At 69.0% G+C, this 26162-nt stretch carries 19 protein-coding genes; 13 read left to right on the forward strand and 6 right to left on the reverse strand.

Annotated features, from left to right (window positions below):
- Positions 1 to 6: 6 nt before the first annotated feature.
- The 5 genes from ACMHYJ_RS03945 to ACMHYJ_RS03965 all read right to left on the reverse strand — a co-directional run bounded on the left by ACMHYJ_RS03945 (position 7) and on the right by ACMHYJ_RS03965 (position 6193).
- The gene (locus ACMHYJ_RS03945; protein WP_414244912.1) at positions 7 to 1167 is read right to left on the reverse strand and encodes a YncE family protein; all 1161 of its coding nucleotides are present in this window, start codon (positions 1165 to 1167) and stop codon (positions 7 to 9) included.
- 42 nt (positions 1168 to 1209) lie between these two features.
- Positions 1210 to 3618 carry a TonB-dependent siderophore receptor gene (locus ACMHYJ_RS03950; protein WP_414244913.1) on the reverse strand — a complete coding sequence of 803 codons (2409 nt, stop codon included), beginning with the start codon at positions 3616 to 3618 and terminating at the stop codon, positions 1210 to 1212.
- A 124-nt stretch (positions 3619 to 3742) separates the two neighbouring features.
- Positions 3743 to 4624: a FecR family protein gene (locus tag ACMHYJ_RS03955; protein WP_414244914.1), complete on the reverse strand. Its 882-nt coding sequence runs from the start codon at positions 4622 to 4624 to the stop codon at positions 3743 to 3745.
- A complete protein-coding gene (locus tag ACMHYJ_RS03960; RefSeq protein WP_414244915.1) occupies positions 4624 to 5223 on the reverse strand; it encodes an RNA polymerase sigma factor in 600 nt (199 codons plus the stop codon). The genes ACMHYJ_RS03955 and ACMHYJ_RS03960 overlap by 1 nt, the downstream gene beginning before the upstream one ends.
- Positions 5224 to 5311: 88 nt before the next feature.
- Positions 5312 to 6193: a serine aminopeptidase domain-containing protein gene (locus ACMHYJ_RS03965; protein WP_414244916.1), complete on the reverse strand. Its 882-nt coding sequence runs from the start codon at positions 6191 to 6193 to the stop codon at positions 5312 to 5314.
- A 230-nt stretch (positions 6194 to 6423) separates the two neighbouring features.
- Between ACMHYJ_RS03965 and ACMHYJ_RS03970 the strand changes: the two genes are divergently transcribed.
- From ACMHYJ_RS03970 to dhbA, 12 genes are read left to right on the forward strand one after another with little or no spacing between them, the layout of a single operon-like run.
- On the forward strand, positions 6424 to 7479 hold the full coding sequence (locus tag ACMHYJ_RS03970; RefSeq protein WP_414244917.1) for a FecCD family ABC transporter permease: 1056 nt from the start codon (positions 6424 to 6426) through the stop codon (positions 7477 to 7479).
- 3 nt (positions 7480 to 7482) lie between these two features.
- Positions 7483 to 8265 (forward strand): ABC transporter ATP-binding protein, encoded by a 783-nt coding sequence (locus ACMHYJ_RS03975; RefSeq protein WP_414244918.1) that lies wholly within the window; start codon positions 7483 to 7485, stop codon positions 8263 to 8265.
- Between the two features lie 44 nt (positions 8266 to 8309).
- Complete coding sequence (locus ACMHYJ_RS03980) at positions 8310 to 9545, forward strand: ABC transporter substrate-binding protein (protein ID WP_414244919.1); 1236 nt, start codon at positions 8310 to 8312, stop codon at positions 9543 to 9545.
- Positions 9542 to 10333, forward strand: coding sequence for an alpha/beta hydrolase (locus tag ACMHYJ_RS03985; protein WP_414244920.1), 792 nt, complete (start codon positions 9542 to 9544; stop codon positions 10331 to 10333). The genes ACMHYJ_RS03980 and ACMHYJ_RS03985 overlap by 4 nt, the downstream gene beginning before the upstream one ends.
- Positions 10334 to 10357: 24 nt before the next feature.
- Positions 10358 to 11050 (forward strand): 4'-phosphopantetheinyl transferase family protein, encoded by a 693-nt coding sequence (locus tag ACMHYJ_RS03990; protein ID WP_414244921.1) that lies wholly within the window; start codon positions 10358 to 10360, stop codon positions 11048 to 11050.
- A gap of 27 nt (positions 11051 to 11077) precedes the next feature.
- Positions 11078 to 12736, forward strand: coding sequence for a (2,3-dihydroxybenzoyl)adenylate synthase (locus ACMHYJ_RS03995; RefSeq protein ID WP_414244922.1), 1659 nt, complete (start codon positions 11078 to 11080; stop codon positions 12734 to 12736).
- A 23-nt stretch (positions 12737 to 12759) separates the two neighbouring features.
- On the forward strand, positions 12760 to 13014 hold the full coding sequence (locus ACMHYJ_RS04000) for a phosphopantetheine-binding protein (protein WP_414244923.1): 255 nt from the start codon (positions 12760 to 12762) through the stop codon (positions 13012 to 13014).
- Positions 13011 to 17042: an amino acid adenylation domain-containing protein gene (locus tag ACMHYJ_RS04005; protein WP_414244924.1), complete on the forward strand. Its 4032-nt coding sequence runs from the start codon at positions 13011 to 13013 to the stop codon at positions 17040 to 17042. The genes ACMHYJ_RS04000 and ACMHYJ_RS04005 overlap by 4 nt, the downstream gene beginning before the upstream one ends.
- Positions 17039 to 18148, forward strand: coding sequence for a YncE family protein (locus ACMHYJ_RS04010; protein ID WP_414244925.1), 1110 nt, complete (start codon positions 17039 to 17041; stop codon positions 18146 to 18148). Before ACMHYJ_RS04005 ends, ACMHYJ_RS04010 begins: the two co-directional genes overlap by 4 nt.
- Positions 18149 to 18150: 2 nt before the next feature.
- A complete protein-coding gene (locus tag ACMHYJ_RS04015; protein ID WP_414244926.1) occupies positions 18151 to 19314 on the forward strand; it encodes an isochorismate synthase in 1164 nt (387 codons plus the stop codon).
- Positions 19311 to 19958, forward strand: coding sequence for an isochorismatase family protein (locus ACMHYJ_RS04020; protein ID WP_414244927.1), 648 nt, complete (start codon positions 19311 to 19313; stop codon positions 19956 to 19958). The genes ACMHYJ_RS04015 and ACMHYJ_RS04020 overlap by 4 nt, the downstream gene beginning before the upstream one ends.
- 47 nt (positions 19959 to 20005) lie before the next feature.
- Positions 20006 to 20839, forward strand: coding sequence for a 2,3-dihydro-2,3-dihydroxybenzoate dehydrogenase (gene dhbA, locus ACMHYJ_RS04025; RefSeq protein ID WP_414244928.1), 834 nt, complete (start codon positions 20006 to 20008; stop codon positions 20837 to 20839).
- Here dhbA and ACMHYJ_RS04030 read toward each other — a convergent pair.
- A complete protein-coding gene (locus tag ACMHYJ_RS04030) occupies positions 20830 to 21333 on the reverse strand; it encodes a hypothetical protein (RefSeq protein WP_414244929.1) in 504 nt (167 codons plus the stop codon). The genes dhbA and ACMHYJ_RS04030 overlap by 10 nt on opposite strands.
- Positions 21334 to 21350: 17 nt before the next feature.
- Here ACMHYJ_RS04030 and ACMHYJ_RS04035 point away from each other — a divergent pair, with 17 nt between their 5' ends.
- Positions 21351 to 26156: a glutamate synthase-related protein gene (locus ACMHYJ_RS04035; protein WP_414244930.1), complete on the forward strand. Its 4806-nt coding sequence runs from the start codon at positions 21351 to 21353 to the stop codon at positions 26154 to 26156.
- The last annotated feature ends 6 nt before the right edge of the window (positions 26157 to 26162 follow it).

Genomic DNA, 26162 nt, shown 5'->3' on the forward strand with positions numbered 1-26162 from the left:
GTCGCCTTACCCGCGCAGGTCGATGCGCACGACGCTTTCCATTCTGTCGCTTCGATAGGCGGGATGCTTGTCGTCGTGCGGGCCTTTGACCGTGGCGTACAGAATCTGGCCATCCGCCGACAGCGCCAGGCTGTTGGGATGGGCCGGCAAGTCATGGCGGGCCTTGACGGCATAGGTGGTGCCGTCGATCACCGTGATCGCGCCGGTGCCCTGGGGATGAGCGCGCGAAGCCCCCCGGTTGCTCAGGTAGATTTCGTCGCGCACCGGGTTATACAGCACATCCAGCGCGCTTTCACCCACGGCAACCGCAGCCAGCACACGGCCCGTCGCGGTGTCGAAGACGACCAGGCGGCCGCTGTTGGCATCGGCGCCGAACAGGCGCGCCCCCCGGTCGTCCAGCGCGACATTCACCAGGAAGGGTTCGGCGCCGTCCAGCGTGAAGCGCCGCAGCACCCGGCCGCTGTCCGGGTCGATGACCGTCACGCCATAATCGCCGCCCTGGCCGATGTACAGACGGTTCGCCGCCGCATCGTAGGCCGCGCCGGCCGGCCATTTGCGCAGATCGGACACCGTGTGCAGGACGGCGCCGCGCTTCAAGTCCACGATCCAGACCTTGCCCGCCGAGTCGGGGTTGGTGACGAACATGCGGCCGCCCGCTTCATCCAAGGCAATCTGGCGGACGTGCTCGAAGCCGCCTTTGGCGGTGGCCTGGCCCAATCGATAATCGACCGACTGCGCCGCCCGCAAATCAATGGCCTGGACAATGCCATTCAAGGTGTTGCCCACGTACAGCGTGTCCGCGGCGGCATCATAGGCCAGCCCATAGGGCTTGCGCCGGGTCTGGATGACGGCCTTGGTTTCCAGGGTATCCGGGTCCAGGCGGTAGATTGCGCCGCCTTCATCGGCCTTGAAACTGCCCCCGGCGGAAGCCACAAGCACATCGCCCCCGGCCACCACCAGTTCATAGAGTCCGGGAGCCAGATCGCGGCGCAGCACGGCCTGGCGCGCCGGGGCGTCGGCAACGGCTTCCGGGGCCGGCCCGGCCTGGCTGGACAAGCCGCCCCGCGCGGCGCAGGCTGTCAGTGCGGCGCACAGCGCCAGCACGCCCAGACGCATCGGCGCGCGTCCGCGCGGCGGGCAAGAAAAACGGAGAGATCGTATTGGCATGAAGCGAATTCCTTTCATGAAACAGAGGGGCGGCCTCGGGCCTTAGAAACGCAGATCCAGGCCCAGCCGGAACGAACGCGGCGCGCCGTAATAGGTCGAGCCCGGATCGGGGTGATAGTATTTGTCGAAGACGTTGTAGACGTTCAGGCGGGCCGAGACACTCCGGCTGACCTGGTAGCGCGCCATCAGATCCACCACGGCGTAAGCATCCTGTTCAAGGGTGCGCTGGGCGCCCAGGGGATCCGTGCGCTCGGTATAGGCCCTGTTCTGCCAGCGCACGCCGCCGCCCACGGTCAAGCCCTGGCCAATGCCGGGCCAGCGGTAGCTGGTAAACAGCTTGAAGGTGTTCTGGGGCACATTGGTGTTCAAGACCGCCCCGTTCCGATCCTGCGACAAGGCCCGGGTAAAGCCGGCCGCCATCTGCCAGTTCGGCAGCACTTCGCCCGAGACTTCCAGGTCGATCCCCCGGGTGGTCGTCCCGGACACCGCCGTATAGGCCTGGCCGCCATTGGGTGTCTTCACACCCGGCAGAACCACGGCGAAGTTGTCCTGCTGGGCGCGAAACAGGGCCGCCGAGACATTCAGCCCGCCATCCAGCAGCTCGCCCTTGGCGCCCAGCTCATAGCTGCGGCCCAGCAGCGGTTCCAGATAGTTGCCGTCGGGATCCTGGTTGTTCTGCGGCTTGAAGATATCCGTATAGCTGGCATAGACGGACCACTCGTCGCTCAGGTCATAGACGAGGCCGACGTAAGGCGTGAGTTTGTCGGATTCATGGCGATCCAGGTGCGTGCTGCGGCCATCGTCGTATTCGGTATCCTTGATGTTTTCCCAGCTGGTGATGCGCGCGCCGACGATCAGCGACAGGCGGTCGGTGGGTTTGAAGCGCGCGGTCGCGTAGGCGCTGGTCAGGTTTTCCTGGTTGTCGATGTCGCCCACGGCGGGATTGAAGGGCTCGGCGGGGGTGCGGCCGTCCCAGGTATAAATATCCGCCAGGGTTGGCGCGAACCACCCCGCGCCATCGGGCGATTGGTAAGGCGATGGCTTGTCGCGGGTGCGGGACACGGTGGCGCCGACCACCAGCTCATGCTCGCGCCCCAGCAGCGTAAAGGGGCCTGTGGCATAAACGTCCAGGGCGTTTTGTTCCGGCTTGCCCGCCCAGCGGCCGGTGTACAGGATCGCCCCGGCGCCCGTGGCCCGGTCGACGCTGCCGCCCACGGCATAGCCCAGCACCTCGTCATAGCGGTAAGTGCTGTGCTCCAGTGTGCCCTTGATCTTCCAGCCACTGTCGAAGCGATGTTCCAGCGCGGCGAACCACGTCTGGTTGTGGCGCCGGGAATAGGCCCACTGGGCGGCCGAAGACTTGGCGCGATCCCAGTCCGTCAGCCCGCCGTCTTTGTAAAACAGGGGCAGGCCGCCGCGCGCATGGCCGGTGGCATCCTGGTTTTGATACAGAAAGCCCAGGGTGGCCAGGGTGTCGGGGCCCAGATCGGCTTCGACGATGCCATACAAAGTCTTGCCGCGCTCCTCCAGCCGCTCCAGGTGCGAACCATTCTTCTGCCAGGCCGCCACCAGCCGGCCGCGCACCGTGCCCGCCGCGTTCAAGGGCGTGGAGACATCCGCCTCGGTTCGGTACAAATCCCAGAAACCCGTATCGACGCTGGCATTGGCCTGGAATTCCCGCGTCGGCCGTTTGCGGATCAGGTTGATGGTGGCGCCGGGCGCCCCGACGCCGCTCATCAGGCCGTTGGCCCCGCGGATCACCTCGACGCGGTCGTAGGGGGCCATGTCGGCCGTCTGGAAAATCCCGTTGTAGCCGCTGTTGACCAGGTTGACCCCGTCGATCTGGTAGTTTTCCACCCGGAATCCGCGCGCATAGACCGGGCTGGTGTCCGACCCCCGATTGCCCGAGGCGGGCATCACCAGGCCCGGCGTGTTGTCCACCACGTCCGCCAGCTGGGTCATGCCCTGGTCATCCATGCGCTGGCGCGTGATCACGCTGACCGACTGCGGTGTCTCGCGGATCGACAGGTTCAGGCGGGTGGAGGTATTGCTGGCCTGCGCGGCATACGACCCCGACCCCTCCGTGACGGGATTCAGCACGCCGCGCACGACCACCGGCTGCAGAACCTGCGCATCGCCGGCGGCGGCTTCCCCCTGGCGCACGATGGTGTAGCGGTTGGGCCCGGTCATGCGAGCCTCCAGGCCCGAACCCCGCAGCAGGCGATCCAGGGCCTGCGGCACAGAATAATCCCCTTGCAGCGCGGGCGCGCGCCGCGCCTCGGCCAAGGCCGTGGGAAACACCACCTGCATGCCGGTGCGGGCGGCCAGGGCATTCAGCGCCTGATCCAGCGCCTGGGCGGGCTGATCCAGGCGCAGCACGGTGGCCTGCGCCCAGGCGCCGGCCATCCCCGCCAGCCCGCCGGCGATCAGCGCGGCAGCGCATACGGCCATGGCCCCGCGTCGGGGCCTCCTGGGGGTCTTCATTGTCTTCACTCCCTGAAATCAATAATGAGATTGATAATTGGTCTGATCAGATCAAAGACGTTTGCCGCACGTCCACAAGGCAATGAAGTTACTATTTTTTACTATTTAATCGGGGCGACACCCAGACCGCGCCATCCGGCCGGCGCTCGATCCGCAGCGGCATCATCAAAGGCAGACTGTCAATCAGGGATTCGACATCCCGGATGCGGTAATCGCCGGACAGCCGCCACGCGGCGGCATCGGGCGGCTGATCGCCTGTCCAGACGACGGCGGCGGCGCGGTAATGATCCAGCACAGCCAGCACCTCGGCCAACGGCGTGCCGTCGAAACGCAGGCGGCCTTCGCGCCAGGCTGTCTCGCGCTCCAGCGCGGGGACGCTGGCCGGCATTCGGCGCAGGGTGTCGGCATCCACGGCCTGGCCGGCATCCAGCACCGCCCGTCCGGCGGGGCTGGACACTTCGACCCGCCCTTCCAGCACGGCCACCTGGGCGCCCGCCCCCGCCCGCCGGACCCGGAAGGTGGTGCCGATATCGCGGATCACGGCATCGCCCGCCATCACCCGCAGCGGCCGCCAGTTCGGCGCCACCGTCAAGACCGCCTGGCCCGCGTCCAGGCGCAGATCGCGGGTGCGCAGCCGACGCTGCAGCGTCAAGACCGACCGGCTGTCCAAGGCGATCACCGTGCCGTCCCGGGCAGTCCAGGCCCGGGGGGCGCCCGCCGCCACCGAGACCGTGCGTTCCCGCAGCACCGGATTCCAGACCCAAAGCCCGGCGCACAGCGCCACGCACGCGGCGGCGACCCCCTGGCGGCGGCGCAACCGCCGCTGGGCCGATTGCGCCTTGGCCTCGCGCAGGACATCCTCGCGCGACGGCAGGCGGGCCCGCAGCACGTCCTCGTAGGGCATGAAGGGATCGGCGGCCGGGCGGCGGCGCGCCCGGCGGGCGTCCGCCGACGATTCTGGCGGCCGGGACATCAGGCGTCCCGCGACCCGCAGCGCAGCGGCACGCCGACAACGGAGTCGGGACTTGCCGTCCAGCCGCCGCGCACCGGGCCGGCGGCCTGCGCGGGCGTCCAGCGCGCCTGGATCAGCCGCAAGGCCTGCGCCTGGTGCTTGGCAACGACGCTGCAGGATAGATCCAGTTCACGGGCAATCGCCGCCAACGGCATGTCATAGAGGCGATGCAGAATGAATACCTGCCGCGCCCGGTCGGGCAGGCGGCAGATGATATCGGCCAGGTCGTCCACGGTTTCCAGCCCGCGCAAATAAGCGGCCGCGTCTTCGTGGCAAACCTGGGGCGCGCCGCCCGCCAGGGTTTCGGCCAATCGCCCGCGCGCCGCGTCGCCGCGCCGGTGGTCGATCGCGCGGTTGCGCAGCATCCGGTGCAAAAAAGCCAGTGGCTGGCGCACGCCGGCGGGCTCCGGCCGATTCAGCAGATCGACGCAGACCTCGTGCACGACATCACGCGCCAGGTCGGCATCGCCGAAGCGATGTCCGACATAGCGAACCAGATCATCATAATGACGAATCAGGCTGGCAAGCAGGCCGCCTGATCCCGGCCGGTTGGGTTCCATGAAATACGGGAAAACAGGTATCCGGCGGTAGATCGCCGGATAAATAATGAGAATGAGAATAAATCTTGATTGAAGAATATAGCATTGATCAGGCGTCCGGCTCGCCGGCCGCGGCCAGCAGCCAGCGCCAGCCCGGCATCAAGGCATCCACTGAAGCGCTCTGGTGGGTATGCCCGGGCAGCACCGCGCTGTGCAGCCGCAGATCGGGACAAGCGGCAACACGGGCCGACAAGGCCCGCATCCCATCGACCATGCCCCGGGCCTGGCGCTGGGACAGGCGTTGGCGGCGCGCCGCCGCGTCCAGGGCGGGATCCCTTGCCTCGCGGGGGCTCAGGCCCTGTTCGTGGGCGCCCACACTGAGCCACAGCCCCAAGGGCGGCACGCCCTGGCGGCACAGCCAGGCCAGGCGGCGGCGCAGCAGGCGATCCAGATAGCGCCCGCCCCACCACACCGAAGGGCTGGACAGGACATAGCCGGAAAACGCCCGGGGGCGGTGCAGCAGCACATACAGGCCAAACAAGGCCCCCAGCGAATGTCCGCAGAACACCTGACGGTCGGGATCCAAGCGAAAATCCCCGGCGATGTGGCTGCGCGCCTGATCCAGGGTACGCAGCCAGGCCGCCGCCCCGGCGCGCGCCGGGGCCGTCCCTACCGAGGCGGGCGACGGGACAAGCCGCGGCGAGACCATCGGCAGCGCCCCGGCCAAAGCGGCATCGGCCGGGCCGGGCAGCGGCTGCCAGCCCGCCGGGACGTATTCCCGAGCGCGATCCGCTGGCACCCGCGGCCCCAGGCCCACCAGCAAGCCGGGCAGGCCGCCGGGATCGGCGCACATAACATCGAACTGTTTTTGATCCAGCACATAGGCCGTCGGCCAGCCCCGGGGCGGCATCAGGCCGGGCGGCAGCGCCACGCGCAGCGTGCAGGGACGCACGCCCGGAACCGGGAAAGGAGAAAGCTCGACTGTGTGCATGGAAAAACAATGAGAACCCGAACCATCGGACGCGGCAACAGGGCACTGGCCGTGCGCCCGGAACCCCGGTGTGCTTGCGGCGCAAGACGTCGGACGGCGTCATCCTTTACAATGCCCGCAATGTAGGTATTGTAAACGGTTCTCATTCTTTCAAGGCTTCAGGCGTCCGGTTCCGCCCCTCGATGTGCGGCCCCGTCCACGCCGCATCCTGTCTCTTTTCCGCCCCCTGAATGGACGCATCCCTGACCCCGCCCCCACCCGCTCTGGCCGACTACCGGCACATGCTGCGCCGCCGCTGGCTGATGGTGGCGCTCCTGCTCCTCATCATCCTGGCCTCCATTCTGGCCGACTTCATGCTGGGGCCTTCCGGCCTGGGCTGGGGTGAACTCAGCCACGCGCTGTTGCATCCCGATCTGGCCGATCCCACCACCCGCGTCATCGTCTGGGACATCCGCCTGCCTTTCGCCCTGATGGCCGTGGCCATCGGCCTGGCCCTGGGGCTGGCGGGCGGCGAAATGCAGACCATCCTGAACAATCCGTTGGCCAGCCCCTTTACTCTGGGGATTTCATCGGCGGCGGCCTTTGGGGCCTCGCTGGCCATCGTGCTGGGCCTGTCGCTGCCGGGCGTCCCGCAGTCCTGGACCATCGCCGCCAATGCGTTTGTCTTCGCCCTGGTTTCGGCCCTGCTGCTGGACGCCGTGGCGCGCTGGGGTTCCATGAGCACGTCCGGGCTGGTGCTGTTTGGCATCGCCCTGGTGTTTTCTTTCAACGCGGCAGTCTCGCTGGTGCAGTTCGTCGCCAGCGCCGAAGCCCTGCAGGGCCTGGTGTTCTGGACCATGGGCAGCCTGGCGCGCTCGTCCTGGCCCAAAGTGGGCCTGATGCTGCTGACCTTCGCCATCCTGCTGCCGCTGTCGCTGCGCGACACCTGGAAACTGACCGCCCTGCGGCTGGGCGAAGACCGCGCCGCCAGCTTCGGCATCGACGTTCCCCGGCTGCGCCTGACGGCTTTGGTGCGCATCAGCATTCTGGCCGCCATGGCGGTGTCGTTCGTCGGCACCATCGGCTTCATCGGCCTGATCGCCCCGCACATCGCCCGCCGGATGTTCGGCGAAGACCACCGCTTCTACCTGCCCGGCAGCGCCCTGGTGGGGGGCACCATCCTGTCGCTGGCCTCGATCGCCTCGAAGAACATCGTGCCCGGCATCATCATCCCCGTGGGGATCGTCACCTCGCTGGTGGGGGTGCCGTTCTTCCTGGCCGTCGTGCTGCGGCGGCAAATCAAATAAACCATGCTGCAGATCCAAGACCTGTCGGTGGCCTATGCGCGCCGCACCATCATCCACCACCTGTCCGCCGGGCCGCTGATGCCGGGCCGGGTGGTGTCCCTGCTGGGCCCCAACGGCAGCGGCAAATCCACGCTGCTGAAGGCCCTGGCCGGCTTGCTGAAAGCCAAGGGGCAGGTCGTCCTGGATGGCCAGGATCTGACCCGCCTGTCCTTCGAGCGCCGCGCGCAAAGCGTGGTCTACCTGCCGCAGTCCCTGCCCGCCTCGGTGCACCTGCGGGTGTTTGAATCCGTCATGGTGGCCGCGCGCGCCTCCGACCTGGATCCCGCCGCCCAGGCGGCGGACCCGCAGCGCATCCTGGATGTGCTCAAGCGCCTGGGCATCGAGCACCTGGCCATGCACTATCTGGATCAGCTGTCGGGCGGTCAAAAACAACTGGTGGGCCTGGCCCAGGCCTTGATCCGCACCCCGCGCCTGTTGCTGCTGGACGAACCGCTGTCCGCCCTGGACTTGAACTATCAATGCCACGTGATGGATCTGCTGGCCCAGGAAACCCGCGAGCACGGCCTGACCACGCTGATCGTGCTGCACGACCTGAACATCGCCCTGCAGCGCAGCGACGACACCCTGCTGATCCGGGCGGGCGAACTCGTCGGCCATGGCCGGCCCGCCGACGTCATCACGACGGAATCCCTGGCCGAGGTCTACCAGGTGCGCGCCCGGGTCGAGACCTGCTCGCGCGGGCTGCCCCACATTCTGATCGATGGCCTGTGCGCCACCACGCCCTGACGCCCGGCCAAGCCTCGGCGTCTTTTTCCCAGGACGACTCTCCTATGCCGCTTCCCGCCGCCTCCCTGGCCCAACAGGCTCAACGCCCGCAGCGTGCCCTGCCCGCCCGCAGCGCCACACCGCCCACACCCCGAATGGGCCGCTGGGCCACCCTGCGGCGCGCCGCCCGGGCCTGGCTGCTGGGCTTGGCGCTCGGCCTGGCCGGGCCGGCGCTGGCCGCCCCCATCCAGGTCACGGACGTGCTGGGCCGCCAGGTGACGCTGCCCCAGCCCGCCCAGCGCGTGGTGCTGGCCCAGGCCCGGCACTTCCAGGTGCTCTCCCTGCTCACCCCGGATCCGGCCGCCATCCTGGCGGGCTGGTCCGATGAATTCCGCACGTCGTTCAAGCCGGACTACGAGGTCGCGCTGATGCGCTTTCCCAGCCTGGCCAAGGTGCCCATCGTCGGGCGCCACACCGCGGATTCCTTTTCCGTGGAAACGACCCTGGGGCTGCGCCCGGATCTGGTGGTGATGACGGCTTCGTTCGCCGGCCTGCGCGCGGGCCAGCCCGCCAGCGAATCCCCCCTCATCACTCGGCTGGAAGCTGCGGGCATCCCGGTCATCGTGATCGATTTTTTCATGCAGCCCATGGAAAACACGGTGCCCAGCCTGCGCGCCCTGGGCCGGGCCATCGGCCAGGACGCCCGCACCGACGCCTTCATCCAGTTCTACGAGTCTCACATGGGGGCCATCCGCGACCGGCTGGCCGACCTGCCCGCGGATCAGCGCCCGCCCGTCTTCGTCCACGCCCACGCGGGCAGCACCGACTGCTGCAATTCACCCGGGGTCGGCACCTTCAACGACATGATCACCTACGCGGGCGGACACAACATCGGGGCCGACGTCCTGAAAAGCGCCACCGGCAAGCTCAATTTCGAATACATCAACGCCAAGGCCCCCAAAGTCTATGTGGCCACCGGCACCGGATCGCGGGCGGCCACCGGCCTGGCCATCGGCGCCGGGGTCAGCCAGGCGGATGCCCGCGCCAGCCTGCAGCGCCTGATCGACGGCAACCACCTGGGCGCCCTGCCCGCGGTCCGTTCGGGCAACAGCCACGGCATCTGGCACGCCTTCAATGATTCGCCCCTGCACGTGGTGTTCATCGAGGCGCTGGCGCACTGGATACACCCGGATCGCATGGCGGGCATCCACCCCGCCCAGACCCTGGCGGAAATCAATCAGCGATTCCTCGCCGTCCCCCTGGACGGCACCTACCTGGTGGATTTGCGGGACTCGCCGTGAGCCTGCTGGAAACGCAGCTGCCCGCATCGACGGACAACGAAACCGCCCGCCGCCTGCGCCTGCACGTCCCGGACGCCGCCGCGCCGCCGGCGGGATGGCCCCTGCTGATCCTGCTGGACGGCGACTGGGTCTGGCCCCTGGCAGGCCCGGCCCTGGCGCGCTGCGCCGTCCTGATCCCCAGCCACGGCCCGGCGGCGGCCACCGAATCCCAGGCCCTGGCGCGCCGCGCCCTGGACTACACGCCCCCGGCCCCCGACGGCGGCCATTGGCCCGACCCCCGCATGCCGCAGTGGCGGGGCGGGGGTGCCGCCGCTTTCCTGGCCTGCCTGGCCGGCCCGATCCTGGCCTGGGCGCGCACGCAGGCCCCGCTGGACGACGCCCGGCGCACCCTGTACGGCCATTCCTATGGCGGCCTGTGCGCCCTGTTCGCCCTGGCGCACCGGGCGGACGACTTCACCCACATCGTCTGCGCCAGCCCGTCGCTATGGTGGCGCGACCCGGCGATCCTGCGGCACCTGGATCGCCTGGAACAGCACCCGCCCGGCCGGCCCATCCGCGTCACCCTGATGGCGGGCACCGATGAATACTGGTATCCCCGCCCCGCCGGCCCCGGCGCGCCGCGCACGCGGCAAAACGGCATCCCCACCCTGCCCGCCCTGCGGGCATTGGCCGCCCGGCTGGCCCGCATCCCCCGTCTGCACTGCCAGTTGATGCCGCTGGATCAGCTGGGCCACGGCCAGGTGCTGCCCGCTTCGGCCCAGCGCACACTGGATCTGGCCGCCGGCTGACCCCCCGCAGCCAAGGCACCCCTCATGAACCCGCCTTTCGTCCTGGCGCTCGACGGCCTGCCCGACACGGCCCTGGCGCAGCGGCTGCGCCAGGCCCTGCCGGCGGCGGAATGGCAATGGGTGCAGCGTCTGCGCCGGCCCGACGACCGCCTGCGCAGCCTGTGCGGGCGGGCAGCGCTGCGCCTGCTGCTGGCCCCGCGCCTGGGCATGCCGCCGACGGAAATCCCCTTGTCCGCCGGCCCCTGGGGCAAGCCCCTGCTGGCCGCCGCGCCGCATGTCCCGCCCGGCTGGCACTTCAATATCGCCCACAGCGCCGGCCAGGTGCTGGTGGCGATCGGCCGCCAGCCGCTGGGCGTGGACGTGGAAGCCTGCCCGACGCGCGTCGACCCGGCCCTGTACCAACTGACGACCGGCGAGTCCGGCGGGCCGGCAAACCTGCCGCCCGACCCGCAGGTCTTTTGCCGCGAATGGGTTTGCCGGGAGGCGATCCTGAAGGCCCACGGCACCGGATTGGCCCGTCCCATGGACACCCTGCGCCTGCATCCCGGCCCGGGCGGATGGCAGCGGGTTTCCGGCCTGCCTCGGGCAAACCGCCTGCATGTCCGGCTGCTGTGGCAATCCGACGCGCACTGCGCCGCCTTGTGCCTGCCGGTGACGGAAACCGCCTGGCGGCTGGAACACTACACAATGTCTTCATGGTTTTATACTAGAATATAACCATTCTCATTATCATACGCATGAAATATGTCGTCGCTGCTTCCCGTTCAAACTTGGCCGGATGAATTCGCCGCCCGTTACCGTGCGGCCGGTTACTGGCGCAACGAAACCTTTGGCGCCTGGCTGCGCGAACGCGCCCTGGCGCACCCGGATCGGGTGGCGGTCGTGGGCGGGCCGCAGCGCTGGACCTACGCCGATCTGGATCACCGGGCATCCGCCCTGGCCGCCGGGTTTCTGCAGGCAGGCCTGGTGCGCGGCGACCGCGTGCTGGTGCACCTGCCCAACATCCCGGATTTCATCGCCGTCGTCATGGGGCTGTTCCGCGCCGGATTGATCCCGGTCTATGCCCTGCCCGCCCACCGCATCACCGAAATCGAACACTTCGCCCAGGGTTCCGGCGCCTGCGCCTATGTGGCGGCCGACCGCCACGCGGGATTCGACTACCGCGCCCTGGCGACGGATCTGCGCCAACGCCGGCCCGCCATCCAGCATGTCTGGATCAGCGGCGAAGCCGGCCCTTTCGCCTCGCTGGCATCCCTGGCCGCCACAGACGGCAGCGCCATCCCCGCCAGCGCCGCCCAAGGGTCGGACGTCGCCTTCCTGCAGATATCCGGCGGCAGCACGGGCCTGTCCAAACTCATCCCCCGCACGCACGACGACTACATCTACACGCTGCGCGAATCCGCCCGCATCTGCGGCCTGGGCGCGGACGCCGTCTTCCTGGGCGCCCTGCCCATCGCGCATAATTTCCCCATGAGCTCCCCCGGGTTCCTGGGGACGCTGTACGCCGGAGGCCGCGTCGTCCTCAGCCCGTCGCCCGACGCCGAATCCGGCTTCGCCCTGATCGAGCGCGAGCGCGTCACCGTCACCAGCCTGGTGCCCCCCCTGCTGCTGCAGTGGCTGGATCAGGCCGCCAAGACCCCGCACGACCTCAGCAGCCTGCGCGCCATCCAGGTCGGCGGGGCCAAGCTTTCCGCGGAAATCGCCCGCCGCGTGCGGCCCGTGCTGGGGGCCACCCTGCAACAGGTCTTCGGCATGGCCGAAGGCCTGGTCAACTACACCCGCCTGGACGACCCGGACGACACCATCATCCACACCCAGGGCCGTCCCATCAGCCCCGACGACGAAATCCTGATCTTGGACGACGCGGGCCAGCCGGTCGCGCCGGGCCAGGTCGGGCACCTGCTGACCCGGGGCCCCTACACGATCCGGGCGTACCACGACAACCCGTCGGCCAATGCCCGCTCGTTCACGGAAGACGGCTACTACCGCACCGGCGACATGGTGCGCATGACCGCCGACGGCTACCTGGAAGTCCAGGGCCGCGCCGGGGATCACATCAACCGGGCCGGCGAGAAAATCTCCGCCGAGGAAATCGAAGACCACCTGCTGTCGCACCCGCAGGTATTCGACGCCGCCGTAGTCTCCATCCCCGACGAATACCTGGGCGAACGCAGCTGCGCCTTCATCATCCCCAAGGGTGAAAAGCCCCGTGCCGCCGAACTCAAGAAATGGATTCGCGGGCGCGGCATCGCCGACTTCAAAGTGCCCGACCAAGTCGTTTTCGTCGATCAGTTCGCCGCCACCGCCGCCCTGAAAATCAGCCGCAAGGCCCTGCGCGCAGAACTCAGGGCGCGTCTGCTGGCCCAGGAGGCCGCCCAGGCCGCCGCACCGTCCAACCCATAACTTCCCGTCACCTGCCTGCCACCATGAACCGCTTGACCCTGGAGCGCATGCGCGCCGATGTCGCCCGCCTGCTGCACGAACCGCCCGAAGACATCCACGACGACGACAATCTGATGGATCTCGGGCTGGATTCCATGCGCCTGATGAAACTGGCTTCGCTATGGCGCGAAGCGGGCGCCCGGGTCGAGTTCGCCGACCTCGCCGTCGAGGCCACCCTGGGCCAATGGTGGGCGCTGATCGACGCCGGCGCCGCGTCATCCGGCAACGACACGCCATGACCCGCATTGCGCCGCCCGTCCCGCCGGCCGCCGGCGGGCTGGACTGGGCGCCCCTGACCGAGGCCCAGGAGGGCCTGTGGTACGCCCAGCGGCTGGATCCGGGCAACCCGATTTTCAACCCGGCCCACTGCACCACGGTGCGCAGCCCGCTGGACATCCCCCGCTTCACCCAGGCCGTCAACCAGGCCCTGGCCGAGGCCGAGGCGCTGTCGCTGCGCTTCCAGGAAACCGCCGATGGCCCGCTGCAGGCGCTGGATCCCGCCCGGACGCCCCGCCTGGAAATCCTGGACTGGCGCGATCTGGGCGCGCCGGCCCCGGCGCATGAGCGCGCCCTGGCCTGGATTCAAGACGACCTGGCCCGCCTCGTCGACCCGCTGCGCCAGCCCTTGTCCCGCCAGGTGTTGATCCTGTGCGGCCCCCGGCTGACGCTGTGGTATCAGCGCGTCCACCATCTGGCCGCCGACGGCTACGGCATGGCGCTGATCGAAAGCCGCGCCCTCCACCTGTATGCGGCCCGGCAAGCGCCCGGCCCGGCCGATGCCCCGCTGGCGCCCTTGGTCCCCGTCTGGGCCGAAGACCAGCACTGGCGCGCAAGCGAGGCGCGCAGCCGGGCACAGGCATTCTGGCGCGAACACTGCGCGGGCCGCCTGCCCGCCGCCGGTCTGGCGGCCGACACGGCGTTCAGCGCCCACACCTGCCTGCGCCGCGAAATCGACGCCGCGCCCGACCTGGTCGCGGCGCTGCAGGCGCTGGAAACCGCCACGGACGTCAGCTGGCCCGATATCCTGACCGTGCTGGGCGCGGCTTTCGTGGCGCGCCACCTGGGGCCCGCCGACTGCATCGCGGGCGTGCCCGCCATGGGCCGCCTCGGCAGCCGCAGCGCCCGGGCCGTGGCCACCGTCATGAACGTCGTCCCCTGGGTCTGCCCGCTGGACGAAAGCGCCCCCCTGGCGGACACCCTGTCGCAGGGCGCCCGCAGCCTGCGCGCCGTGCGCCGCCACAGCCGCTATCGCGCCGAGCACCTGCGCCGCGACCTGTCCCTGGCGGGCGGCCTGACGCGCCTGCACGGCCCGATCCTCAACGTGCTGCCCTTCGACGCCCCTTACGCCGCCGCCGGCCTGGATGCCCACCAGACAGTCTTGTGCACCGGCCCCGTCGAAGACCTGACCCTCAGCTTCCGCGCCGCGCCCGACGGCAGCGCTCTGCGCCTGGAAATCGAAGCCAATCCCAAGCTGTACAGCGCCGAGCAGGCCGACGCCTATCTGGCGCGGCTGGCCCATTTCCTGGCCGCCGCCCTGAAGGCCGGCCGCCTGGCCGACGTCGCCACCCTGACCCCGGCGGAACACGAACGCTGGGCGCTGGCGCCCAACCGCACCGACCACCCCCTGCCCGACGGCACGCTCTGGTCGCGCATTCAGGCCCGCCTGCTGGCGCAGCCCCAACACATCGGCCTGCAGGACGCCGAGGACGGCGCCCATCCCTGGACCTACGCCGAAATCGACGCCTGGACGGCCCGGGCCGCCCGCCGGCTGCGGCAGCAAGGCGCGCGGGTCGGCACCCGCATCGCCGTGGCCCTGCCCCGATCGGCCCGGCGGGTACTGTGCCTGCTGGCGATTCTGCGCAGCGGGGCGGCCTACCTGCCCCTGGATCCCGCCCAGCCCGCCGCCCGCCTGCGTCATATCCTGGACGATGCCCAGGCCCTGGCGCTGATTTCACAGCTGGATCTATGCGAGGGCCTGGCCACCCAGGCCCTGGACCCGGACACCCTGGATCAACCCGCCGGCGACGCGCCCGCGCCTCTGGCCCCCGACCCCGGGCCGGCCGGCCCGCAAGACCCGGCCTACCTGATCTATACCTCGGGTTCCACCGGCGCGCCCAAGGGGGTGATCGTGTCCCACGCGGCCATCGTCAACCGCCTGGAATGGATGCGGGCGCACTACGCCATCGGCCCCGCCGACCGCATCCTGCAAAAAACCCCGGCCACCTTCGATGTTTCGGTCTGGGAACTGTTCCTGCCATTCCTGTCGGGCGCCCGCCTGGTCGTCGCCCCCCCCGAAGCGCACCGCGACCCCGCCTGGCTGTGCCGCCTGATCCGCCAACATGCCATCAGCGTGCTGCATTTCGTGCCCTCCATGCTGGCCGCCATCCTGGACGAACCCGACGCCCGCGGTCTGCGGACACGGCTGGTGTTCTGCAGCGGCGAAGCCCTGCCCGGCGCGCTGCGCGACCGCTTCCACCAGTTGGTCGCGGCCCAGCTGCACAATCTGTACGGCCCCACCGAAGCCGCCGTCGACGTTTCCTACTGGGCCGCCGGCGCGGACGACCGCAGCCAGCCCATGCCCATCGGCTGGCCGGTCTGGAACACGCAGCTGCACGTTCTGGATGCCGGACTGCGCCCCGTGCCGCCCGGCGTCGTCGGCCAGTTGTACCTGGGCGGCAGCCAGCTGGCCATCGGTTACCTGGGGCGGCCCGACTTGACCGCCGAACGCTTCATCCCCGCCCCCGACGGCCTGCCCGGGCCACGGCTGTACGCCACGGGCGACTTGGCCAGCCGCCGCGAAGACGGGGCCATTCTCTACCTGGGGCGGCTCGACCACCAGGTCAAGCTGCGCGGCCAGCGCATCGAGCTGGGAGAAATCGAAGCCGTCCTGGCCGATCACCCGGACGTGGCCCAGGTCGCCGTGCTGGCGCGCGAGGACGAGCCGGGCCGCGCCTATCTGGCGGCCTATCTGGTGGCGGCCGCCGGTCATGACGCCGATCCCGACGCCCTGAAAACCCACGCCGCCGGCCTGCTGCCGGACTATATGGTGCCCACCGCCTGGGTGCGGCTGCCCGCCCTGCCCGTCACGGCCAACGGCAAACTGGATCGCAAGGCCCTGCCGCGCCCCGCGCTGGATCCCCGCCCGCACGGCCACAGCCCCCGCACCCCCGCCGAGCAACTGGTGGCCGAAGCCTTCCAGGCCGTGCTGGGCCTGGCCGAAGCCTTCCAGGCCGTGCTGGGCCTGGCCGACTGCCCCGCCGTCGAGGACGACTTCTTCGCCCTGGGGGGGCATTCACTGCTGGCGGCCCGCCTGGCCCTGCGGCTGCGCGACGCCCGCGACATCTCCCTGGGCACTATTTTCCAGTACCCCACCGTCCAGCGCCTGGCCCGGCACCTGGATACGCAGGCCGACGCCGCCGCCCCGGACACCGCCGGTTTCGGGCCGGTGGTCACGCTGCGCGAAGCGCCCGGCCGGCCCGCCTTGTTCTGCATCCACCCCGCCGGCGGGCTGTCCTGGTGCTACGGCACCCTGGCGCGCGCCCTGTCGCCCGCCCGCACGGTGCACGGCATCCAGGCCCCCGCCCTGTCTGGCCAAGCGCTCGACGACAGCCTGGCGGCCATGGCCCGCCGCTATGCCGACCAGGTTCAGGCCCTGCAGGCCCAGGGCCCCTACCACCTGGCCGGCTGGTCGGTGGGCGGCATCCTGGCGCACGCCGTGGCGGCCGAGCTGCAGCAACGCGGGCAAGCCATCGGCGTCGTGGCCCTGCTGGACGCCTACCCCTGCGAAGTCTGGCGCGACCGCCCCGAACCCGCCGCCGACGACCTATACAAGGCTTTGCTGCACATTGCCGGGGCCGACCCCCAGGCTTTGCCGCCCGAGCGCCTGAACCGCGCCGGCGTGATCGACTTCCTGCGCGCCGAAGGCCACCCGCTGGGCGAACTGCCCGATGCCCGCCTGGATGCGATCTTCGACACCGTCGGCCAGACCAACGCGCTGGTGCGACGCCACCGGCAACGGCCCTACGACGGCGCGGTGCTGCACTTCCAGGCCGCCCTGGAACACACCGCCGGAACCGATCTGGATCCCCGGGCCTGGCAGGCCCACTGCACCCGCCTGACCCGCCATGCGATCCCGGCCACCCACGCCGGCCTGCCCGGGGCAGACGCGGTCGCCCGGATCGCCCCTCTCCTGAACCCTTGTCTGGCAGCGGCCGACTCAGCCGCCGCGACGCCCTCGATTCTTCCCACACAAAAGGAAACCGCATGACTTCCGCCCCGGCCCACGGCCGCCTGTTTTCACGCAGCACAAAAATCCTGATCGCCAGCGCCCTCCTGGGCCTGGCCGCCGGCTGCGCCACGCAACCGACCGCCTCCTCCGGCGCGGCCGCCACGTCCGCCTGGGCCTTCACCACTCAGGTCACCGACCTCGTCCCCGGCATCTACCAAGGCGCCTACAGCGCCAATACCCAACAGCTGTACATCACCAGCGCCGTGGGCCGTCCGCCGGTGCGCGAATCCCGCCTGGTGGCCTTCGATCCCGCCAGCCAACGCATCAGCGCCGAAGTCGTGCCGGCGGTGCAAGCGGGCCACAAGGACGGCCAGCTGCAGGCCGTCTACGGGATCGCCACGGACGATCCGCACGGGCACATCTGGGTCACCAACACCCGCAGCGGTTCGCTGGCCGTCTATGCGCAGGACGGCCTGAAGCTGGTCAAGCAGTTTGGCGACAAGGCCGCCCCGCACGCCCGCGACGTGGCGGTCGACGCCGCCCACCAGCGCGCCTATGTCTCCAGCCCCGCCGGCGACACGATTTTCGTCTTCGACACCGCCACGCTGAAACCCCTGCCCGGCATCACCCTGAAAGGCGCGGGCGAAGCGCCCAAGCCCATGAGCCTGGCCCTGGACAGCGCCCATCAGCGCCTGTACACCGTCAGCCTGAACACGGCCGAAGTGTTCGTCATCGACACCGCCACGGGTAAACAAATCGCCAGCCACCCGATCCCGAACGTCCAGGGCGGGGCGGGCATCGCCATCGACAGCCAAAAACAACAGCTGTACGTGACGGCCCAGAAGTCCGGCGACCTGGTCATTCTGGACGCCCAAAGCGGCCGGGTTCTGCACCAGCTGGCCACCGGGGCCGGCGCCCTGAATGTGGCTTTCGATCCGGTCAACCGCCTGGCCTACGTGGCCAATCGCGGGGCCGGTTCGGTCACCGTCGTCAATGACGCCGGGGCCATCCTGGCGCAGATCGACACGGGTTCCTCCCCCAACCACATCACCACCACGCCCGACGGCACCGCCTGGGCCCTGGTGAAGAAAAACAAGGACGACCCCCGCCTCGATCGCGTGGTGCGCATCGAGGCCCGCCACTGACCATGGACATGCTGACGCGCGCATCATCCAAGCAGGCGGCCGGCCCGGCGCCCGCAACCGGCTTCCAGGCGGGCGATTGCCTGTTCGCCACTGAAGACGAGGTGTTTCACGGGCGCGGCTGCCTGTTGCAGGCCGCGCCGCAAGACGGCGTCAGCCAGCAGGCCGCCAGCCTGCTGGCCCAGGCGGCCGACAGCCAGACGGCCCCGGTGCTGCTGGGGCTGCTGCCCTACGACCCGGCCCTGCCCGCGCAGCTGCGCATCCCGCGTGAAACCCACCGGCCCGGGGCGCCGGCGCAACTGCCCGCCATGCCTCGGGCGCGCACCCTGCAACGGCGCGAACACCCGTCGCGCGCCGCCTACGAGCAAGGCGTGCGCGACGCTCTGCATCAGCTGGACAGCCAACCCGCGCTGCGCAAGCTGGTGCTGGCCCGCACCCTGCAGCTGGAACTGGCCCAAGACCTGGATCTGCACCATGTCATCCAGCGCCTGTGGCAACGCAACCCGCATGGTTACACCTATGCCATGCCGCTGGGCGACGACCGGCGCTATTTCATCGGGGCCAGCCCCGAACTGCTGGTGCGCCGCCGCGGCCGCCAGGTGACGGTGCACCCGCTGGCGGGCACAGCCACCCGCCACGCCGATCCGGCCCTGGATGCCGACAGCGCCCGAACCTTGCTGGATTCCCCCAAGGATCTGCATGAACACGCCGTCGTGGTCGAAGCCATCGACGCGGTGCTGCGCCCCCTGTGCCGCACCCTGGATATCCCGGCCCGCCCCAGCCTGACCGCCACCGCCCGCCTGTGGCACCTGGGCACGCCGATCCAGGGCGAACTGGCCGACCCGGCCATCACCGCCCTGGATCTGGCGCTGGCCCTGCATCCGACCCCCGCGGTCTGCGGTCTGCCCACCGCCGACGCCCGCCGGGCGATTGCCCGGATCGAACCCTTCGAGCGCGGCTATTTCGCCGGGGCCGTGGGCTGGTGCGACCACCAGGGCGACGGCGCCTGGGCCGTGGCGATCCGCTGCGCCCAGGCCATCGGCCGCCAACTGACCCTGTACGCCGGCGCGGGCATCGTGCCCGGCTCGGTGCCCGCCCAAGAATGTATTGAAACCGGAAACAAACTGCGCACCGTTCTGGATGCGCTCGGCATTGACACCACCCCATGACCATCCCCAGCCTGACCGCCTATCCGATGCCCGCCGACCCCGTATCCAACCGGGTCGACTGGGCCATCGCCCCCGCTCGCGCCGCCCTGCTGATCCACGACATGCAGGATTATTTTCTGGGCAAGTTCGACATCGCCCAGGCCCCGATCCCGGCACTGATCGACGCCATTGCGCGCCTGCGCCAACGCTGCCATACCCTGGGCATCCCGGTGTACTACACCGCCCAGCCGCCCGTGCAGCCCGTCGAAGACCGCGCACTGCTGAACGATTTCTGGGGGCCCGGCCTGACCGAACCCTCGCAGCAGGCCGGGGCGGGCATCGCCGCCCCCCTGACGCCCGAGGCCCAGGATACGGTGCTGACAAAGTGGCGTTACAGCGCCTTCCAGCGCTCCGACCTGCGCCAGCGGCTGGCGGATCAGGGCCGCGACCAGTTGATCATCACCGGCGTCTATGCGCACATCGGCTGCCTCAGCACCGCCCTGGAAGCCTTCATGCAGGATGTCCAGCCCTTCCTGGCGCTGGACGCCTGCGCCGACTTCAGCCTGGACGACCACCGGATGGCCATCCGCCACGTGTCGCGCTGCTGCGGCATGAGCCTGACCACCGCCGAAATCCTGCAGGCCCTGGCCGCGCATCCCGATTGATCCGCATCCCAGCACACCAACCCGACCGACAGGACATCCAAGACACCGTGCCTCATTCCACTGATTTTCAAGACCGCCACATCCTGGTCACTGGCGCGGCCAGCGGCATCGGCGCCGCCGTGGCCCGCCAATTGCTGGCCCGGGGGGCGCGTGTCTCCGCCGTCGATCTGGACGAAAGCGGCCTGCGGCAACTGGGCGACCCGCCGCCCGAGGCCGCGTCCAGCCACGGCGACGCCGGACAGGCCACCGGCACGGCCGGACGCCTGTGGTCAACCCGCCTGGACGTGCGCGACGCCACCGCCGTCACCCGCGCCGTCGAACAGGCCCAGGCCGCCCTGGGGCCACTGAACGGCCTGGCCAGCGTGGCCGGGGTGCTGGAAATGGGCTCGGTCGTCGATCTGGATGATGCACAGTGGGCGCATTGCTTCGACGTCAATGCCACCGGCGTATTCCACGTCTGCCGCGCCGTCGCCCGCCAGCTCCTGGCGCGGGATGCCGGCGGGGCCATCGCGGTGGTCAGCTCCAACGCCGCCGCCACGCCACGCGCCGGCATGTCGGCCTATGCCGCGTCCAAGGCCGCCGTGACGCAGTTTTCGCGCTGCCTGGGGCTGGAACTCGCCCCCCGGGGCATCCGGGTGAACATTGTCTCGCCCGGTTCCACCGACACGGCCATGCAGCAAGCCATGTGGGCGCGCGGCAGTTCACGGGCCACCGTGATCCAGGGCGACGCCGCCCAGTGGCGCCTGGGGATTCCCCTGGGCAAGATCGCCACCCCCGACGAAATCGCCCACGCCGTCCTGTTCCTGCTGTCGGATCAGGCCAGCCACATCACCCTGCACGACCTGCGGGTGGACGGCGGCGCCACCCTGGATCAGGGCTGAATCCGACGACTGGTCAGCCCCGGAACCTGGCGCGCCGGGGGCATTGTCGCCCCCCGGCGATCATCTTGAAGCTGCGCAAGCCCTGAAGCCGCGCAAGCCCAGTGCTTTGCACGTAGCGGGCGCTGATCGGCAAAGGCCAACAAAATCCGGCGCTGCTCGGAACCAAACGCGCCGCCCTCGCCCGAAGCGCCCGCGCATGAGACCCGCGCAGGCGACTCGCCCGCGCAAAAAAATTCCGTGCCTGTCTGCAGGGTTTTTTTTCCAAAGAAAACCCGCATCCTGAAAAACGAGTTTAATTTCAATTTTTTTGATCCGACCCCTTTTGTAAGGACAAGACAGACAATAGAAAATAAATAGGGACGGATCAGAAAAAAATAATTGTCACCCAGGCCTTGACAGCGTAATTTCTCGATTCTGCCCAGGGGATTTCTGGAAACGCCCGCGTCCGGCGCGGCACCGCCGATCCCGTCTTCCTGGCGGGCGGAACCCCGCATTACCTGACGAGCCTGCCATGACCCATCCTGCCTCCTGTCCCCCCGGCCTGCCGGCCGCCCAAGGGCTGTACCGCCCCGAATACGAGCATGACGCCTGCGGCGTCGGCTTCGTCGCCCACATCGAAGGGCATAAAAGCCATACCGTGATCCAGCAGGCGCTGAAAATCCTGGAAAACCTGGATCATCGGGGCGCGGTGGGCGCGGACGAACTGATGGGCGACGGCGCGGGCATTCTGATCCAGATCCCCGACCAGCTGTACCGTGAGGACATGGCCGCGCAAGGCGTCGCCCTGCCGCCCCCCGACGACTACGGGGTCGCCATGGTGTTCCTGCCCAAGGAAACCGCGTCCCGGCTGGCCTGCGAACGCGAACTGGAACGCGCCGTGCGCGACGAGGGCCAGGTGGTTCTGGGCTGGCGCGACGTGCCCATCGACCACGACATGCCCATGTCGCCCACGGTGCGCGCCTGCGAGCCCGTGATCCGCCAGCTGTTCATCGGCCGGGGGCCGGACATCATGGTGCCCGACGCGCTGGAGCGCAAGCTGTACGTCATCCGCAAGACCGCCAGCCACGCCATCCAGCACATGCGGCTGGCCCACGGCCAGGAATATTTCGTGCCCTCCATCTCGGTGCGCACGGTGGTCTACAAAGGCCTGCTGCTGGCCAGCCAGGTGGGGGTGTACTACCGCGACCTGACCGACACCCGCGTGGTTTCGGCCCTGGCCATGGTGCACCAGCGCTTTTCCACCAACACCTTCCCCGCCTGGCCGCTGGCCCACCCCTACCGGATGATTGCGCACAATGGCGAAATCAACACGGTCAAGGGCAATTTCAACTGGCTGCGCGCCCGCGAAGGCATGATGCAGTCCGCCGTGCTAGGCGACGACCTGGCCAAGCTGTACCCCATCGTCTACGAAGGCCAGTCGGACACCGCCACCTTCGACAATTGCCTGGAACTGCTGGTGATGTCCGGCTATTCGCTGGCCCACGCCATGATGATCATGATCCCCGAGGCCTGGGAGCAGCACGCCGACATGGATGAATCCCGGCGCGCCTTCTACGAATACCACGCCGCCATGATGGAGCCCTGGGACGGCCCCGCCGCCGTCGCCTTCACGGATGGCCGCCAGATCGGCGCCACCCTGGACCGCAACGGCCTGCGGCCCGCCCGCTACCTGATCACCGACGACAAAATGGTGGTGCTGGCCTCCGAGGCCGGGACGCTGTCGATCCCCGAGCACCGCATCGTCAAGAAATGGCGCCTGCAGCCCGGCAAGATGCTGCTGATCGACCTGCAGCAGGGCCGCATCATTGAAGACGCTGAAATCAAGTCCCAACTGGCCAACGCCCACCCCTACCCGCAGTGGATACAGCGCCTGCGCATGAAGCTGGAAGACCTGCCGCCCCTGAAGGCGGACGACCTGCCCGAATCCAGCGCCAGCCTGCTGGACCGCCAGCAGGCCTTCGGCTGGACCCAGGAAGACTTCAAGTTCGTCCTGGAACCCATGGCCAGAACTGGCCAGGAAGCCATCGGATCGATGGGCAACGACGCCCCGCTGACGGTGCTGTCCGACCGGCCCAAGCCCTTCTACAGTTATTTCCGCCAGATGTTCGCGCAGGTGACCAACCCGCCGATCGATTCGATCCGCGAGCAGCTGGTGATGTCGCTGGTGTCGTTCATCGGCCCCAAGCCCAATCTGCTGGACATCAACAACGTCAACCCGCCGCTGCGGCTGGAAATCAGCCAGCCGGTGCTGGATCAGGCGGCCATGGCGCAACTGCGCCACATCAGCCGCCAGACCAACGACAAATTCCGCTGCGGCGAACTGGACATCACCTACCCCGCCGCCTGGGGACGGGAAGGCATCGAAGCCAGCCTGGCCTCGCTATGCGCCACCGCCGCCGACGCCGTGCGCAGCGGCAGCAATATTCTGCTGCTGAGTGACCGCAAGGTGGACGCCGAGCGCGTCGCCATCCCGGCCCTGCTGGCCACGTCGGCCATTCACCAACACCTGATCCGCGCCGGGCTGCGCACCAAGACGGGGCTGGTGGTGGAAACCGGCTCGGCCCGCGAGACCCATCATTTCGCCCTGCTGGCCGGCTATGGGGCCGAGGCGATCCACCCCTGGCTGGCGCTGGAAACGCTGTCAAAAGGCGAATATGGCCCCCACGCTGCGCCTGATGGCTTGCTGCCCCCCGGGGGGGCGCCATCGCCTTGGGGCGGCCCGGCGGCGACGGGTGGCCCCCACGCTGCGCCTGACGGCGTGCTGTCCGCCGAGCAAGCGATCGACCACTATATCCACGCCATCGGCAAGGGCTTGAAAAAGGTCATGTCGAAAATGGGCATCTCCACCTACATGTCCTACACCGGCGCGCAAATCTTCGAGGCCGTCGGGCTGCACAGCAGCCTGGTGGACAAATATTTCAACGGCACCGCCAGCAACATCGAAGGCATCGACATTTTCCAGGTGGCCGAAGAAGCCCTGCGCACGCACCAGGCCGCCTTCGGCGCCAGCCCGATCCTGGCCGACCGCCTGGACGAAGGCGGCGACTATGCCTTCCGCATCCGCGGCGAGACCCACCTGTGGACGCCGGATTCCATCGCCAAGCTGCAGCACGCCACCCGCGCCAACAACTATTCCACGTTCAAGGAATACGCCCAGCTGATCAACGACCAGTCGCAACGCCACATGACGCTGCGCGGCCTGTTCGAGTTCCGCGTGGATCCCGCCCGCGCCATTCCCCTGGCCGAAGTGGAACCCGCCAAGGAAATCGTCAAGCGCTTCGCCACCGGGGCCATGTCGCTGGGTTCGATCTCCACCGAAGCGCACACCACGCTGGCGGTGGCCATGAACCGCATCGGCGGCAAATCCAACACCGGCGAGGGCGGCGAAGACGCGCTGCGCTACCGCGCCGACCTGCGCGGCGGAAAGCCCACCGTGCGCAAGGGCGACACCATCGCCTCGGTGCTGGGGCCGGATCGCATCGTCGCCGACATCCCCTTGATGGCGGGCGATTCGCTGCGCTCGCGCATCAAGCAGGTGGCCTCCGGGCGCTTCGGCGTGACCGCCGAATACCTGTGCAGCGCCGACCAGATCCAGATCAAGATGGCCCAGGGGGCCAAGCCCGGCGAAGGCGGCCAGCTGCCGGGCCACAAGGTCACCGACTACATCGCCCAGCTGCGCTATTCCGTGCCGGGGGTGGGGCTGATCTCGCCGCCGCCGCACCACGACATCTATTCCATCGAAGACCTGGCCCAGCTGATCCACGATCTGAAGAACGTCAATGAACAGGCGTCGATTTCGGTGAAGCTGGTGGCCGAAGTGGGCGTGGGCACCGTCGCCACCGGCGTGGCCAAGGCCAAGGCCGACCACGTCGTCATCGCGGGCCACGACGGCGGCACCGGCGCATCGCCCCTGTCGTCCATCAAGCATGCGGGCATCCCCTGGGAACTGGGTCTGGCCGAAACCCAGCAGACCCTGGTCTTGAACCGCCTGCGCAGCCGCATCCGCGTGCAGGCCGACGGGCAGATGAAGACCGGGCGCGACGTCGCCATCGCCGCCATGCTGGGGGCCGATGAATTCGGCTTCGCCACCGCGCCGCTGATCGTCGAAGGCTGCATCATGATGCGCAAATGCCATCTCAACACCTGCCCCACCGGGGTCGCCACGCAAGACCCCGAACTGCGCAAGAAATTCAACGGCAAACCAGAGTACGTCGTCAATTACTTTTTCTTCGTGGCCGAGGAAGTGCGCGAAATCATGGCCCAGTTGGGGATGCGCACCCTGGACGAACTGATCGGGCGCGCCGACCTGCTGGACATGCGCAAAGGCATCCATCACTGGAAGGCCCGCGGACTGGACTTCAGCCGCATCTTCCACCAAGCGCCGGCCGACGCGCCCGTGCACCACACGGCTGTCCAGGATCACGGCCTGGCCCATGCGCTGGATCACCAGTTGATCGAACGCAGCAAGGCGGCGCTGGAACGCGGCGACAAAGTCTCCTTCATCACCCCGGTGCGCAACCGCAACCGCACCATCGGCGCCATGCTGTCCGGCGAGGTCGCCCGGCGCTACGGCCACGAGGGCCTGCCGGACGACACCATCCACATCCAATGCAACGGGTCGGCCGGCCAGAGCTTCGGCGCATTCCTGGCGCACGGCATCACGCTGGATCTGGTGGGTGAGGCCAACGACTACGTCGGCAAGGGCCTGTCCGGCGGGCACCTGATCGTGCGTTCGCCCAACGATTTCCGCGGCTTCGGCCCGGATCACATCATCGCCGGCAATACCGTGCTGTACGGCGCCACGGGGGGCGAAGCCTACTTCAATGGCGTCGTGGGCGAGCGCTTCGCCGTGCGCAACTCGGGGGCCGTCGCCGTCGTCGAAGGCACGGGCGACCACGGCTGCGAATACATGACCGGCGGCACCGTCGTGGTGCTGGGCGAAACCGGGCGTAATTTCGCGGCCGGCATGTCCGGCGGCATCGCCTATGTCTGGGATCCGGCCCAGGTCTTCGCCCGGCGCTGCAACACGGACATGGTGGGGCTGGCCCCCCTGCCCCTGCACGAAGACCAGGCCCGGGCGGGCGACGTCGCGCACTGGCACCACCAGACGCGCGACAGTGAACGCGAAACCGACGAAACCATCGTGCGCCGCCTGGTGGAGAACCATTTCCGCCAGACGGGCAGCTTCCGCGCCCGGGAAATCCTGGACGATTGGCCGCAGACGCGCCGCGCCTTCGTCAAAGTCACCCCCGCCGAATACCACCGCGCCCTGGGCGAACTGTGGCAAGCCGCCCAGACCCGTTCGCTGGCCGCCTGAAGGAAC

Source organism: Castellaniella hirudinis, assembly GCF_047468865.1.
GTDB classification, from domain to species: Bacteria; Pseudomonadota; Gammaproteobacteria; order Burkholderiales; family Burkholderiaceae_B; genus Castellaniella; species Castellaniella hirudinis_A.